This is a genomic window from Streptomyces sp. A5-4 (assembly GCF_051131715.1).
In the GTDB taxonomy this organism is placed as follows: Bacteria; Actinomycetota; Actinomycetes; order Streptomycetales; family Streptomycetaceae; genus Streptomyces.
Window position 1 is genome coordinate 3805712 of sequence record NZ_CP178591.1, and the last position, 14677, is coordinate 3820388.

The window sequence follows — 14677 nt, forward strand, 5'->3', positions numbered from 1 at the left end:
GTATCAAGGAGAAGTCGTGTCTGAGGAGCTCAATCCGGAGACCCCGGAGACTGAGAACGAGCCGATCAAGCAGCGGAAGAACGGCCTGTATCCGGGCGTTTCCGACGAGCTCGCGGAAAGCATGAAGTCCGGCTGGGCAGACACCGAGCTGCACGACCTGGCGCCCATCGCGCAGGCCGGGCACACCGCCCGCCGCCGCGCAGCGCTCTCCGCCCGCTTCCCGGGCCAGCGTCTGGTGATCCCCGCGGGCAATCTGAAGACCCGTTCCAACGACACCGAGTACGCCTTCCGAGCCTCCACCGAATACGCGTACCTGACCGGCGACCAGACGCAGGACGGCGTTCTCGTGCTGGAGCCGGCGGACGACGGTCACCTCGCGACGGTCTACCTCCTGCCGCGCTCCGACCGGGAGAACGGCGAGTTCTGGCTGGACGGCCAGGGCGAGCTGTGGGTCGGCCGCCGCCACTCCCTCACCGAGGCCGAGCAGCTGCTCGGGATCCCGGCGAAGGACGTCCGTGAGCTGCCCGCCGCCCTGACCGGGGCCACCGGCCCGGTGCGCAACGTGCGCGGTCACGACGCCGGCATCGAGGCCGCGCTGACCGACAAGGCGACCGCCGAGGGCGACGATGAGCTGCGCACGTACCTCTCCGAGGCCCGCGCGGTGAAGGACGAGTTCGAGATCGGCGAGCTCCAGAAGGCCGTCGACGCGACCGTGCACGGCTTCGAGGACGTCGTGAAGGTCCTCGACAAGGCCGAGGCCACCAGCGAGCGGTACATCGAGGGCACGTTCTTCCTGCGCGCCCGCGTCGAGGGCAACGACATCGGCTACGGCTCGATCTGCGCCGCGGGCCCGCACGCCACCACCCTGCACTGGGTGCGCAACGACGGCGATGTGCGCTCCGGCGACCTGCTGCTGCTCGACGCCGGCGTGGAGACCCACACCCTCTACACCGCCGACGTCACGCGCACACTGCCGATCAACGGCCGCTTCACCGACCTTCAGCGCAAGATCTACGACGCGGTGTACGAGTCCCAGGAAGCCGGCATCGCGGCTGTGCGGCCCGGCGCCAAGTACCGCGACTTCCACGACGCTTCGCAGCACGTCCTCGCCGAGAAGCTCGTCGAGTGGGGCCTCGTGGACGGTCCGGTCGAGCGGGTCCTGGAGCTCGGCCTGCAGCGCCGCTGGACGCTGCACGGCACCGGTCACATGCTCGGCATGGACGTCCACGACTGCGCCGCCGCCCGCCGTGAGGCGTATGCCGACGGGACGCTGGAGCCCGGCATGTGCCTGACCGTCGAGCCCGGTCTGTACTTCCAGGCCGACGACCTGACCGTGCCCGAGGAGTACCGCGGCATCGGTGTGCGGATCGAGGACGACCTCGTCGTCACCGAGGACGGCAACCGGAACCTGTCGGCCGGCCTGCCGCGCCGCTCCGAGGACGTCGAGGCGTGGATGGCCGCGACCAAGCAGGCCTGACGCACCGACGGCACACAGCCGGCCGGTGACCGGCCGAGAGCCGCGTACGCCACGAGGGCGTGCTGCTCGGACCCCACCTTCAGGAGGCCATGAGCAGTGCGCCCTCACGCCATTTCAGGATCTTGTCGAAACTGACCACGGCGCCACGGCCCGGCCTGTTCCGGTAGTGGACATGGTCGGTGAGCTGCTCGATCAGACCGAGCCCCCTGCCGTCCTCCGCCGTGCACTGGACGGACCTCAGGGCCCCGCGGCGCCCTCGTGACACGGGAAAACCCGGCCCGGAGTCGGTGACCTCGATACGGCACTTCTCGCCGTCCAGATAAGCGGTCACGCGGTATTCCGCGGAGGACGACACCCCGGCCCCTACCTCCCCGCCGTGCTCGACCGCGTTCGCGCAGGCCTCGCTCAGCGCGACCGACAAGTCGAAGGAGACGTCCGGATCCACCCCCGCGGTCTCCATGGTGCCGAGCAGTAGGCGGCGTGCCAGCGGAACGCTCGCCGCCTCACGTCGCAAGCGGAGAGACCACCAGATGCTCATGCTCCAGCCTCCAGGCTGCGGCTCGACATACGATTACCTATTGCCGTAAGCACCGCCGAATAAGCACAGAGTTGACGTGATTGCGCTCATTCGGCCGAAGCGCGCACCGTTCACGCCGGTGTATGGGCTCACGGACCTGCCGTAGGAACGGCGTGGGCGCAGTGCGATGATGTCGGGGCCATGTCTACGTCCGTCGCACGCGCCGGAGCCGGTCTGCGGCTATTGCGGGCCGCGGTGTTCACCGCGGTCTGCGTCGCGCTGTCCGCGACAGGACACGTCGTGGCCGCCTGCGCGACCGTTCCCTGGTGGACGATGGTGCTCGGCTGCGCCGCCGTCTTCGGCACGGTCGCACCGTTCGCGGGGCGCGCACGCTCGATGCCCGTCATCGCCACCGCGCTGACCTGCGGACAGCTGGCCCTGCACGCCCTGTTCGGGATCGGCCAGCACAGCCCGGCCATCCAGTCCGCGGCCACCGACACCTCGCTGACAGCCCTGGCCGCGAAGCTGGTGTGCGGCGCGGGAGCCCTGCCGCTCAGCACCATCGAGGCCCGGCGCGTCGTCACCGAGGCGGGCATCAGCCCCGCCGCGGTGTACGACGCCCAGCACCACGCGGCACACACGGTGCAGCACTCGGGGGCCGAATCGGCCGCCGGGCTGCTTCCCACCCTCCCCATGCTGCTCGGCCACCTCCTGGCCGCGGTCGCGACCGGCTGGCTGCTGCGGCGCGGCGAGGTCGCGCTCTCCCGGCTGGTCCGGATCTCGGCGCACGGAGTCGCGGAGGGCGCGCTCGTGCGGTGCCTGCGCGCCGCGCTCGCGCTCGTACGGTCAATGCGCGCCGGTCTTCCGCGGGCGCACGCGCAGAGCCCGCGCGCGCTGCGCACACCACTGCGTACGCCCCTTCGGCCGGCCGCGGACGCACTCCAGCACATGGTGATCAGGCGCGGGCCGCCCTCCGGGGCGCTCGTACTCGCAGCCTGACGCGGCCCGCTCCCCAGGGAGTGGTGTCGCGATGCCGTCGCGCATCCGCGCGCCGGAGCAGCATTCACCCCTGTCTCCCCGGAGTGTTCCCAGCCATGAACATCACGCGTATCTCCGCAGCCGGCGCCGTCGCCGCCTCCACCGTCGTGCTTCTCGCCGGACCGGCCTTCGCGCACGTCGGCGTGCAGCCCGTCGGCGCCGCCGAGAAGGGCGGCTACGCCACCGTCAACGTCAAGGTGCCCAACGAGCGGGACAACGCATCGACCACCAAGCTGGAGGTCTCCTTCCCCACCGACCACCCGCTGTCGTCCGTGATGCCGCAGCCCGTACCCGGCTGGACCGTCAAGGTCGAGAAGACCAAGCTCGACAAGCCGCTCAAGGTGCACGGCAAGGAGATCACCGAGGCCGTCTCCAAGGTGACCTGGACCGGTGGGAAGATCGCCCCCGGCCAGTTCCAGCAGTTCCCGCTGTCGCTGGGCCAGCTGCCCGAGGACGCCGACCAGTTGGTCCTCAAGGCCATCCAGACGTACGACAACAAGGAAGTCGTCCGCTGGATCGAGGAGCCCAAGGAGGGCGAGGAGGAGCCTAAGTCCCCGGCCCCCGTCCTCAAGCTGACCGAGCCCTCCGGTGAGGATCACCACGGCGCCGGTGCCAAGGGCGCCGACGACGAGAAGGACGGCAAGGCGGAGGCCGCGTCGCACGACGAGAAGGCCGACAAGAGCGACAAGTCCGAGAACGCGGCCGACAGCAGCGACACGACGGCCCGCACCCTCGGCGTCATCGGCATCATCGTGGGTGTGGCGGGTGTGGCCTTCGGTGTTCTCGCCGGCCGCCGCCGCGCCTCCTGACCCCCTCCGAAGCACCGGGATTCATCATCATGCGCAAGAAGAACGCGCTGGCCGTGGCGCTCGTCGCCACAGCCGCGCTCACCCTGTCCGCGTGCGGCACCGACAAGGCCGACACCTCCAAGCCCGTCACCGATGTCTCCGCCGACATGAACACCAAGGCCGCGACGGTTCTCGACAAGCCGTTCACCAAGCCGAACCTCGTCCTCACCGACACCCACGGCAAGAAGTACGACCTGCGTGAGCAGACCAAGGGCAAGTCGACGCTCATCTACTTCGGCTACACCAACTGCCCCGACGTCTGCCCGCTGACGATGAGCAACATCGCCATCGCGTACAAGAAGCTGCCCCAGGCCGACCGGGACAAGCTCCGGGTCGTCTTCGTCACCACCGACCCGGAACGGGACACCCCCGAGGCGCTCGGCAAGTGGCTCAAGGGCGCGGGCGACCCCGCCTTCACCGGGCTCAGCGGCGACTTCCCGACCATCCAGGCCGGGGCCCGCCAGCTCGGCATCGGCATCGACCCGCCCAAGAAGGAGAAGGACGGCACGGTCGTGTCCATGCACGGCGCGCAGGTCATCGCGTTCTCGCCGAAGACCGACGGCGGCTACGTGCTGTACGGCGAGGACACCACGGCCGACGACTACACCAAGGATCTTCCCAAGCTGCTCAAGGGGGAGAACCCGTGAACCGCCGCACCACCCTCGTCACCGCCGTGGCGCTGACCGCGGGACTGACCCTCGCGGGCTGCTCCGACGGCGGTGACGGCGGGCCCGAGCTGAAGGTCAGCGGGGCGTTCATGCCCGAGCCCGTCATGGACGACATGGCCGCGGGCTTCCTCACCATCAAGAACGCCGGCTCCACCGCGGACAGGCTCACCTCTCTCACCAGCGACATCGCGGGCGAGGTGCAGATCCACGAGGCCAAGAACCAGAAGATGCAGGAGGTGCAATCCTTCGACATCCCCGCGAACGGCGAACTGAATCTGGAGCGCGGCGGGAACCACATCATGTTCCTCAAGCTCAAGAAGAAGCCCGAGCTGGGCGAGAAGGTCGCCGTGGAGCTGCACTTCGAGAAGGCCGCCACCATGACGGTCGACTTCCCCGTGGAGGAGACCACCCACAACCCGAAGAAGCAGTGAGGGACTGACACATGCCGGCCACCGCCCCGCGCTTCGCAGCCTCTGTCATACGGCTGCTGCTCGTCACGACGGCGCTCCTCGCCACCCTGCTCGCAGGAGCCGCCCCCGCGTCCGCGCACGCCGCGCTCACCGGGAGCGACCCGAAGGACGGGGCGGTGGTCGCCACCGCGCCCAAGGAAGTCAGCCTCACCTTCTCCGAACAGATCGCCCTGGGCGACGACTCCATCCGCGTCCTGGAACCCAGCGGCAAACGCGCCGACACCGGTGATGTCCGCGACCTGACCGCCGGAGGCGTCGTCAGGTACGGCGTCGACCTGCACGCCGGGCTGCCGGACGGCACGTACACCGTCGCCTGGCAGGCCGTCTCCGCCGACAGCCACCCCATCTCCGGCGCCTTCACCTTCTCCATCGGCGCCCCCTCCGAGACCACCGCCGAGGTGCCCGAACAGGCGGCGGGCGGCGGGCTGGTGGGCGCGCTCTACGACATCGCGCGCTACACGGCGTACGCCGGCTTCATTCTGCTCGTCGGTGGCGCCGCCTTCGTGCTGGCCTGCTGGCAGCGCGGTGCGGGCGAGCGTCCGCTGCAACGCCTCGTCGTGACGGGGTGGATCACGCTCACCGCCTCCACCCTGGTGATGCTGCTGCTACGCACCCCGTACACCGGCTCGGGCAAGCTCGCCGACGCCTTCGACCTCAGCGGCCTCAAGGCCGTCCTGGAGACCAAGACCGGGGCGTCGCTCGTCTCGCGGCTGCTGCTGCTCGGCGCGGCGGCGCTGTTCGTCGCCGTCCTCTTCGGGGCGTACGCGAAGCGCGAGGACCCCAAGGAGAAGAAGGACCTCACCTTCGGGCTCGCCCTCGGCGGCGGGGTCATGGCCGCCGGGATCGCGGCGACCTGGGCGCTGGCCGAGCACGCGTCCACGGGGCTCCAGCCGGGTATCGCGATGCCCGTCGACGTACTGCACCTGCTGGCCGTGGCGACCTGGCTGGGCGGCCTCGCCGCGCTGCTCGTCGCCCTGTACCGGACGCCGGGCATCGAGCGCGCCGCCGTCCGTAATTTCTCCCGGGTCGCGTTCATCAGCGTCGTCGTGCTCGCCGCGACCGGCATCTACCAGTCCTGGCGGCAGGTCGGCTCCTGGTCGGCGCTGACCGGTACGTCGTACGGGCAGCTGCTGCTCGTCAAGGTCGGCCTGGTCGTGGTCCTGGTCGGCATCGCCTGGATCTCGCGGCGCTGGACGGCGCGGCTGGCCGGGGACGCGGCGGCGGACGCGAAGGCCGAGGACGGGGCCGGGGCCGCCGAGGAGGAGGCAGTCGAGGCCGAGGAGCGGGTGACCGTCCCGGAGGATCCCGCGCGCTCCGCCCAGCTCTCCCGGCAGAAGGCCGCGCTGGCCACCGCCCGCGTCAAGCGCGAGCGTGACGCCGACCCCCTGCGGACGGGGCTGCGGCGGTCGGTCCTCGCGGAGGCCGGGGTCGCCGTGGTGCTGCTGGCCGTGACGACCGTGCTGACGAGCACCGAGCCCGGACGTACGCAGGAGAAGGAGGTCGGCAGAACCCAGACCTCCCCCACTGCCCCCGCGGAGCCCATCGAGGTCCGTATCCCCTTCGACACCGGCGGCGAGGACGGCAAGGGCACGGCGCGCGTCGAGCTCGACCCGGCCAGGTCGGGCGCCAACAGCCTGCACGTATGGCTGGAGCGGCCCAACGGGCGGCCCCTGGACGCCCCCGAGGTGACGGTCGCGTTCACCGAGAAGAAGAAGGCGATCGGACCGCTGCCCGCCGCCCCCGACCGCGTCGCCACCGGACACTGGAGCGCGAGCGGCGTGCAGATTCCGATGCCCGGCACGTGGGAGCTCGAAGTGATGGTCCGGACCTCAGACATCGATCAGGTGACCGTGAAGAAGAACGTGAAGATCGGCTGACAGACGTGGGAAAAACTGACGTGGACAACAACGGCACGGGAAGCGATGGCTTCTCCCGGCGGCGGCTGCTCGCCGCCACCGGCGCGGCGGGCGCCGCCGGGCTCGCGTTGGGCGGGACCGGCGGCTACGCCGTCGCCTCCGGCTCCGGGGCGGACACCGGCACGGCCCTGACGGCGGTCGGCTCCACGGCCGTGGCCTTCCACGGCGCCCATCAGGCCGGAATCACCACGCCCCTGCAGGCCCGCGGCCATCTCGTCACCTTCGACCTGGCGCCGGGCGCCGGGCGCAAGGAGGCCGCGGCGCTGCTGCGGCGCTGGTCGGCCGTGGCGCGCGGACTGATGGCGGGCGATCCTGCCGGGGACGGTGACACGGGCGTCGCACTGGACGCGGGGCCGTCCTCGTTGACCGTCACCTTCGGCTTCGGCCACAGCTTCTTCGGCCGTACGGGCCTGGGCGGGCGACGGCCGGCCGCGCTCGACCCGCTGCCCGACTTCTCCTCCGACCACCTGGACGCCCGCCGCAGCAACGGTGACCTGTGGGTGCAGATCGGCGCCGACGACTCGCTGGTCGCCTTCCACGCGCTGCGCGCGATCCAGCGGGAGGCGGGCGGCGCGGCCAAGGTGCGCTGGCAGATGAACGGCTTCAACCGTGCGCCGGGCGCGACCGCGCAGCCGATGACGGCCCGCAATCTGATGGGCCAGATCGACGGCACGGGCAACCCCAAACCGTCCGAGGACGACTTCGACCGGCGCATCTTTGTGCCGGCCGGCGGGGATCCGCAGTGGATGGCGGGCGGCTCGTACGCCGTCGTACGCCGTATCCGCATGCTCCTCGACGACTGGGAGAAGCTGGCGCGCGCCGAGCAGGAGAAGGTCATCGGGCGCAGGAAGGCCGACGGGGCGCCGCTCACCGGCGGCGACGAGCACACGGAACTGGCGCTGGACAAGACCGGCGCCGACGGCAGGCTCGTCATCCCCTCCGACGCGCACGCCCGGATCTCCGCCCCCGAACAGAACGGCGGGGCGGCGATGCTGCGCAGGCCGTTCTCGTACCACGACGGGATCTCCGGCAACGGTGAGCCGGACGCCGGGCTGCTCTTCGTCTGCTGGCAGGCGGACCCGCTGCGCGGCTTCGTCCCGGTGCAGCGCAAGCTCGACCGCGGGGACGCGCTGTCGCCGTTCGTCCGGCACGAGGCGAGCGGGCTGTTCGCGGTGCCGGGCGGTGCGCCGGACGGGGAGTACGTGGGGCAGCGGCTGCTGGAGGGCTGAGGGCCCCGGTGGGGCCAGTGGAGTCCGGCGGGGCGGGTGAGACCTGCGGGACGGGTGAGGATCCCGTAGAGCGTTCCCGTACGGCCCATTAAGGGGTTCTGTCGCTGATCTTGTGACGGGGCGGGTGGTGTCAGTGGCGGCTGTGATCATGAGCCAGGTGTACTTCACGGAGTTTCGGGGTGTTGTTCCCTCATCTGGCCGGTGTTGTGGTCGAGGTGGTCGAGCGGTCGTTGTCCGGTGTGGTCTCGATGCATGCGCGTGCTCGGTCGTCGGGCGGGGTGTGTCCGCACTGCGGTAGCGCGTCGGGCCGGGTGCACGGACGGTACGTACGGCGGCTCGCGGACGCGGCGGCCAGCGGCGCCGGGGTGGTGATCGAGTTGCTGGTGCGGCGGTTCAAGTGCCTGAACCCCGGGTGCCGGGCGGTGACGTTCGCTGAGCAGATCGCGGGGCTGACCAGCCCGCATGCCCGCTATACGCCGCTGCTGCGCGGCCAGTTGACCTCGATCGCTCTCGCGCTGGCCGGCCGCGCGGGGGCCCGCCTGGCCGGGGTATTGGGCTTGGACGTCGCCAAGGACACTCTGTTACGTCTGGTCCGTGCGGTGCCGGAAGAGCCTGTCGGAGAGATCCGTGTGCTCGGTGTCGACGATTTCGCGCTCCGCAGGGGTGCGACGTACGCCACGATCTTGGTGGACCTGGAGACCCGGCGCCCGGTCGACGTGCTGCCCGGCCGTGAGGCCGAGCCACTGGCCGCATGGCTGAGCAACCACCCGGAAATAGAGATCGTGTGCCGGGACAGGGCCGGAGCGTATGCCGAGGGCACCCGCAGCGGCGCCCCGCAGGCGGTCCAGGTCGCAGACGCCTGGCATTTGTGGCACAACCTCGGCGAGGCGGTGGAGAAGACCGTATCCGCCCACCACGCCTGCGCCCGGGCCGCGTTCGAGAACACCGTACCGGCCAAGCCGCCGCCCAGCGACGACATCTGGCAGACGCCGCCCCCGGTTGACGCGATGCTCGATGTCTGCGGACGCGAACGCCGTCTGGTGACCCGGACCAGGGAACGCTACACCGCAGTGCGGGAACTCCTGGACGGCGGCAGCACGCTGGAGGGGATCTGCCGGACACTGCGGCTGAGCCGCAAAACCGTGCGCCGCTTCGCCCGGGCCACCAGCATCGACGAACTGCTGGTCAAGGCGACAAACCGGTCCACCCTCCTGGACGAGCACACGCCCTACCTCCACCAGCGATGGAACGAGGGCTGTCGCGACAGTGCCCAGCTCCACCAGGAAATCGTCGCCCGGGGGTTCACCGGAAGCATCCAGACCGTCCGCCGCTACCTCCGCCCGTTCAAGACCTCCACCACCGCGCCGCCAGTGCCCCGTCCAGCTCCGCGGCCCCGCCGCATCGTCCGCTGGATCATGACCGCCCCCGGAAACCTGGCAGCCGTGGACGCCGCCGACCTCAAAGAGATCCGGGCCGACTGCCCCGAACTCGACGCCGTCACCGACCATGTCCGCGACTTCGCCGCCATGATGAGCGACTTGCGCGGCGACCAGCTGCCAGCCTGGATGGAACGCGTCCTCGCCGACAACCTGCCCGCCCTGCACTCCCTGGTCAACGGCCTGCGCCGGGACCAGGACGCCGTCACCGCCGGCCTGTCCACCCCCTGGAGCTCAGGCCAGGTCGAAGGCCAGGTCACACGAGTGAAATTCCTCAAAAGGCAAGGATACGGACGAGCCAACCTCGACTTCCTCCGCAAGCGGGTGCTCCTCACACCCTGACCCACCCCGTCACAAGATCAGCGACAGAGCCCATTAAGGTGACCGTATGTCGGCAACGCGCTACGCCTATCTCGGCCCCGAGGGCACCTTCACCGAGGTCGCCCTCCGCACCCTCCCGGAGGCCGCCACCCGGGAGCTCGTCCCGATGGTGTCCGTGCCGGCCGCGCTGGACGCGGTGCGCAGCGGGGCAGCCGCGGCGGCGCTCGTACCGATCGAGAACTCCGTCGAGGGCGGCATCACCGCGACCCTCGACGAGCTGGCGTCCGGCGAACCGCTGATGATCTACCGCGAGGTGCTGCTCTCCATCACCTTCGCGCTGCTGGTGCGACCCGGCACGAAGATCACCGACATCAAGACGGTCACCGCGCACCCGGCGGCCCAGCCGCAGGTCCGCAACTGGATGGCATCGAATCTGCCGGAGGTGACGTGGGAGTCGGCCGCGTCCAACGCGGACGGCGCGCGGCTGGTCCAGGAGGGGCGCTACGACGCGGCCTTCGCGGGTGAGTTCGCGGCGGCGACCTACGGCCTGGTGCCGCTGGTCACCGAGATCCACGACGCGGTGAACGCGCAGACGCGCTTCGTCCTGGTGGGGCGGCCGGCGCGGCCCGCCGCACCGACGGGCGCCGATAAGACCTCGGTGGTGATCTGGCTGGGTGACGACCACCCGGGCGCGCTGCTCGAACTGCTTCAGGAGTTCGCGGTGCGCGGGGTCAACCTGATGCTGATCCAGTCGCGGCCGACGGGTGCGGGGATCGGGAACTACTGCTTCGCCGTCGACGCCGAGGGCCACATCTCGGACCGGCGGGTGGGCGAGGCCCTGATGGGGCTCAAGCGGATCAGCCCGAACGTGCGGTTCCTCGGGTCCTATCCGCGGGCCGGTGTGCTGCCGGCGGACGTGCCCGCGCTGCGGGCGGGGACCTCGGACACGGAGTTCGTGGCGGCGTCGGACTGGCTGGCGCGCTGCCAGGACGGCCGGGCCTGACCGCTCGGATCGGCGTCTTCCGGTGTTCCAGCTGTGGATACCCGGGCTGCTTATCCGGTCACAGAAAGTTATCCACAGGGCATGGTCTCGACCTGGGGACAAGTCGACAACGCAACCCGACATCGTCGACAAATCTGCCTAGAGCGCCCCCTTCCGTCCACAGGGTGGTAGGTCGCGCCCTGTCACCTCAATTCCAGTGATCAACTCTTTAGGGCGAGGCATTCCCACCCGAATGAGTGTGTGGGGCGGGTTTGCGCGGGGAATCCTTCGCCCCTCATGAGGCTTTCGGAACGATCACTTCCGGCATCCACAGATCTTCCACACAGCCTGTGGATAACTTTTCGGACGCACACATTCCTGTGGACAACCCCATGGCCAACTCCCGCTCCCCACAAGGGAGAAGCGTCAAGCCGCCGACGCCGATTGCCCTGTTTCGGGGAATGGCGCCTGTTTTATTGACGCGCGGCCGATGCGCATCCCACCGCGATTCCCCGCGACCGCGCCGCTCTCCCCGTATTGCCCGTCCCGTTACTCATCCACATTCTCAATCTCGGGCAATTTGGACATAATGCCATGCAATGCAATATCCAGTCGATCGTGGGAAGCGAGCGCGGGTAGCCTGGTGGGGTGATTGACCTTCGCCTGCTCCGTGAGGACCCCGACCGTGTTCGCGCCTCCCAGCGCGCCCGTGGAGAGGACGTCGCGCTCGTCGACGCCCTCCTCTCCGCCGATGAGCGGCGCAGGTCGTCCGGCAGCCGCTTCGACGAACTCCGTTCCGAGCAGAAGCAGCTCGGCAAGCTGATCCCCAAGGCCTCCGGCGACGAGAAGGCCGAGCTGCTGGCGAAGGCCGGCCGGCTCTCCGTCGCCGTCAAGCAGGCCGACGCCGATCAGGACGAGGCCGCGGCCGACGCCAAGAAGCTGCTGCTCCAGCTCGGCAACATCGTGCATCCCGACGTCCCGGTGGGCGGCGAAGAGGACTTCGTCGTACGCGAGACGATCGGCGCCCCGCGCGACTTCGCGGCCGAGGGCTTCGAGCCCAAGGACCACCTGGAGCTCGGCGAATCGCTCGGCGCCATCGACGTGGAGCGCGGCGCCAAGGTGTCGGGCTCGCGCTTCTACTACCTGACGGGCATCGGCGCGCTCTTGGAGCTCGCCCTCGTCAACGCCGCGATCGCGCAGGCGACCGAGGCCGGCTTCATCCCGATGCTCACCCCCGCGCTGGTCCGCCCGCGCGCCATGGAAGGCACCGGCTTCCTCGGCCAGGCCGCCGAGAACGTCTACCACCTGGAGAAGGACGACTACTACCTGGTCGGCACCTCCGAGGTCCCGCTCGCCGCGTACCACATGGACGAGATCATCGACGCGGACAAGCTGCCGCTGCGCTACGCGGGCTTCTCGCCCTGCTTCCGCCGCGAGGCCGGTACGTACGGGAAGGACACCCGGGGCATTTTCCGGGTGCACCAGTTCGACAAGGTCGAGATGTTCACGTACATCGACCCGGCGGACGCCGAGGCGGAGCTGGAGCGCCTGCTGGGCTGGGAGAAGCAGTGGCTGTCGTCGCTGGAGCTGCCGTTCCAGGTGATCGATGTGGCCTCCGGCGACCTGGGTTCCTCGGCCTCGCGCAAGTACGACTGCGAGGCGTGGATTCCGACGCAGGGCAAGTACCGCGAGCTGACGTCCGCGTCGAACTGCCTGGAGTTCCAGTCCCGCCGGCTGTCGATCCGGATGCGCGACAACCGTGACGGCAAGAAGGTGCTCCAGCCGCTCGCCACGCTGAACGGCACGCTGTGCGCCGTACCGCGCACGATCGTGGCGATCCTGGAGAACCACCAGCTCGCCGACGGTTCGGTGCGCGTACCTGAAATGCTGCGTCCGTACCTCGGGGGACGAGCCATTCTTGAACCATTGAAGAACAGGCTGGAGCCCATCTCCAAGTGAGCACCGCCCCGCCCCCCTTGCCGTACAAGCTGATCGCGACCGACCTCGACGGGACGCTGCTGCGCTCCGACGACACGGTCTCGGCCCGCACGCGCGATGCGCTCGCCGCCGTTACGGCGGCGGGCGCGGCCCACATCATCGTCACCGGGCGCGCGGTCCCGTGGACCCGGCACATCCTCGACGACCTCGGTTACGACGGCCTCGCCGTCTGTGGCCAGGGCGCGCAGGTCTACCACGCCGGTGAGCACCGGCTGCTGACCTCGGTGACGCTGGACCGGCAGCTGGCCGGCCTCGCACTCTCCAAGATCGAGGCGGAGATCGGCCCGCTGGCGCTGGCCGCGAGCCGCGACGGTCTGGACGGCGCGGTCCTGATCGGCCCCGGCTACCAGGTGCAGGAGGGCCCGCTTCCGTATCTGCCGTACACGGACCCGGCGGATCTCTGGTCCGCGCCGCTGAACAAGGTGTACATCCAGCACCCGGGCCTGTCCGACGACGCGCTGGCGAAGGTCGCGCGCGAGACGGTCGGCAGCCTGGTGGACGTCGTGATGGCCGGCGCGGGTGTGGTGGAGATCCTGCCGCTGGGTCTGACCAAGGCGACGGGGCTTTCGCTGGCCGCGCGGCGGCTCGGGCTCAAGGCCTCGGACACGGTCGCCTTCGGCGACATGCCCAACGACATCCCGATGTTCGGCTGGGCGGCGCACGGCGTGGCCATGGCCAACGCGCACGCGGAACTGAAGGCCGTGGCGCACGAGATCACGGCGTCGAACGAGGACGACGGCATCGCGGTGGTCCTGGAGCAGATGCTCGCCGCCCGGCACTGAGCCGAGGAACCCCGGCGCGCTTCCTCCCCAAAATGCCCTGGGGAGGGGGCGGCCCGCGCGAAGCGCTCGAAGCGGCCGCCCCCTGGGCGGCGAGTGACGGCCGCCCGGCGGGAGCGCGGCGGACCAGGACCTGAAATCCCGCTCAACGCCGCGCTCCGCCCCGGTCTGGGGCAGATCTCTTTCTGGCCAGATCTCTCGATCTGTCGGTTACGTCACTTACTGTGCCCCTTCCGCATATCCATGCGCCAGCGAATTTCCGCAGTTGTAGGATGACTGGGCAACCGGGCGAATAGAGGCAGGGGCTTACACATGGCGTTGCGTGCGGCGGGACGACAGTCCCTGGTGGACACCGTGGTGGATCAGCTGCGTGCCCAACTGACCGACGGCGAGTGGGCCGTCGGCGACCGGCTGCCCACCGAGCACGAGCTCGCCGACCAGCTCGGCGTCGGCCGCAACACGGTGCGCGAGGCCGTACGCGTGCTGGTGCACGCGGGGCTGCTGGAGTCCCAGCAGGGGAACGGCACGTTCGTGCGCTCCACCGCCGACCCGGCCGCCGTACTGCGCTCCATGCGGCACGCCGGGGCCCTGGACGTACTCGAACTGCGGGTCGCGCTGGAGACCGAGGCGGCCAGACTGGCCGCCGCCCGCCGCGACGCCATCGATCTGGAACGGCTGCGGGCCGCGTTGGACGGGCTGCGCGCGCAGGGGGACCGGGCCGCGGACGCCGACATGGTCCTGCATCTCGCGATCATCGAGGCCACCCACAACACCGCGTTCACGGAGGTCTACCGCTTCTTCTCCGCCCAGGTGCACGAGTCGCTGGCCGCCTCCCTGGGTGATCACGAGATGCCGCCGATCGACCTGGCCGCGCACGCCGCGCTGGTCGACGCCATCGGCGAGGGCGACCCGGCGGCGGCGGAACGTGCGGCGCGGGCCGTTCTCCAGGTGCCGATCGATGTGGTCAGGGCACTGCTCGACCGCTGACCCCTACCCCC

13 protein-coding genes are annotated in these 14677 nt (G+C 70.2%); 12 read left to right on the forward strand and 1 reads right to left on the reverse strand.

Going from position 1 to position 14677, the window contains the following annotated elements:
• Window positions 1–16: 16 nt before the first annotated feature.
• Window positions 17–1477, forward strand: a complete 1461-nt coding sequence (locus ACLLJJ_RS17480; RefSeq protein ID WP_434592215.1) for an aminopeptidase P family protein — start codon at window positions 17–19, stop codon at window positions 1475–1477.
• A gap of 79 nt (window positions 1478–1556) precedes the next feature.
• Here ACLLJJ_RS17480 and ACLLJJ_RS17485 read toward each other — a convergent pair whose 3' ends face one another.
• Complete coding sequence (locus ACLLJJ_RS17485) at window positions 1557–2015, reverse strand: ATP-binding protein (RefSeq protein ID WP_434592218.1); 459 nt, start codon at window positions 2013–2015, stop codon at window positions 1557–1559.
• A gap of 180 nt (window positions 2016–2195) precedes the next feature.
• On the opposite strand from ACLLJJ_RS17485, the gene ACLLJJ_RS17490 reads away from it, so the two are divergent.
• The 11 genes from ACLLJJ_RS17490 to ACLLJJ_RS17540 all read left to right on the forward strand — a co-directional run bounded on the left by ACLLJJ_RS17490 (window position 2196) and on the right by ACLLJJ_RS17540 (window position 14666).
• Window positions 2196–2993 carry a hypothetical protein gene (locus ACLLJJ_RS17490; RefSeq protein ID WP_434592221.1) on the forward strand — a complete coding sequence of 266 codons (798 nt, stop codon included), beginning with the start codon at window positions 2196–2198 and terminating at the stop codon, window positions 2991–2993.
• A 95-nt stretch (window positions 2994–3088) separates the two neighbouring features.
• A complete protein-coding gene (locus ACLLJJ_RS17495; RefSeq protein WP_434592223.1) occupies window positions 3089–3841 on the forward strand; it encodes a YcnI family copper-binding membrane protein in 753 nt (250 codons plus the stop codon).
• Between the two features lie 29 nt (window positions 3842–3870).
• Window positions 3871–4527, forward strand: a complete 657-nt coding sequence (locus ACLLJJ_RS17500) for an SCO family protein (protein ID WP_434592226.1) — start codon at window positions 3871–3873, stop codon at window positions 4525–4527.
• Entirely contained in the window at window positions 4524–4979 is a 456-nt protein-coding gene (locus ACLLJJ_RS17505; RefSeq protein WP_434592229.1) for a copper chaperone PCu(A)C, read from the forward strand. Before ACLLJJ_RS17500 ends, ACLLJJ_RS17505 begins: the two co-directional genes overlap by 4 nt.
• Window positions 4980–4990: 11 nt before the next feature.
• Window positions 4991–6895 (forward strand): copper resistance protein CopC, encoded by a 1905-nt coding sequence (locus ACLLJJ_RS17510; RefSeq protein ID WP_434592232.1) that lies wholly within the window; start codon window positions 4991–4993, stop codon window positions 6893–6895.
• Between the two features lie 5 nt (window positions 6896–6900).
• Complete coding sequence (efeB, locus tag ACLLJJ_RS17515) at window positions 6901–8163, forward strand: iron uptake transporter deferrochelatase/peroxidase subunit (RefSeq protein ID WP_434592235.1); 1263 nt, start codon at window positions 6901–6903, stop codon at window positions 8161–8163.
• Between the two features lie 179 nt (window positions 8164–8342).
• Entirely contained in the window at window positions 8343–9941 is a 1599-nt protein-coding gene (locus ACLLJJ_RS17520; RefSeq protein ID WP_434588078.1) for an ISL3 family transposase, read from the forward strand.
• 46 nt (window positions 9942–9987) lie between these two features.
• Complete coding sequence (gene pheA, locus ACLLJJ_RS17525) at window positions 9988–10923, forward strand: prephenate dehydratase (RefSeq protein WP_434592238.1); 936 nt, start codon at window positions 9988–9990, stop codon at window positions 10921–10923.
• Window positions 10924–11550: 627 nt separating this feature from the next.
• Entirely contained in the window at window positions 11551–12861 is a 1311-nt protein-coding gene (serS, locus tag ACLLJJ_RS17530; RefSeq protein ID WP_434592241.1) for a serine--tRNA ligase, read from the forward strand.
• Complete coding sequence (locus ACLLJJ_RS17535) at window positions 12858–13682, forward strand: HAD family hydrolase (protein WP_434592244.1); 825 nt, start codon at window positions 12858–12860, stop codon at window positions 13680–13682. Before serS ends, ACLLJJ_RS17535 begins: the two co-directional genes overlap by 4 nt.
• Before the next feature lie 309 nt (window positions 13683–13991).
• The gene (locus ACLLJJ_RS17540) at window positions 13992–14666 is read left to right on the forward strand and encodes a FadR/GntR family transcriptional regulator (RefSeq protein WP_434592247.1); all 675 of its coding nucleotides are present in this window, start codon (window positions 13992–13994) and stop codon (window positions 14664–14666) included.
• Window positions 14667–14677: the final 11 nt, after the last annotated feature.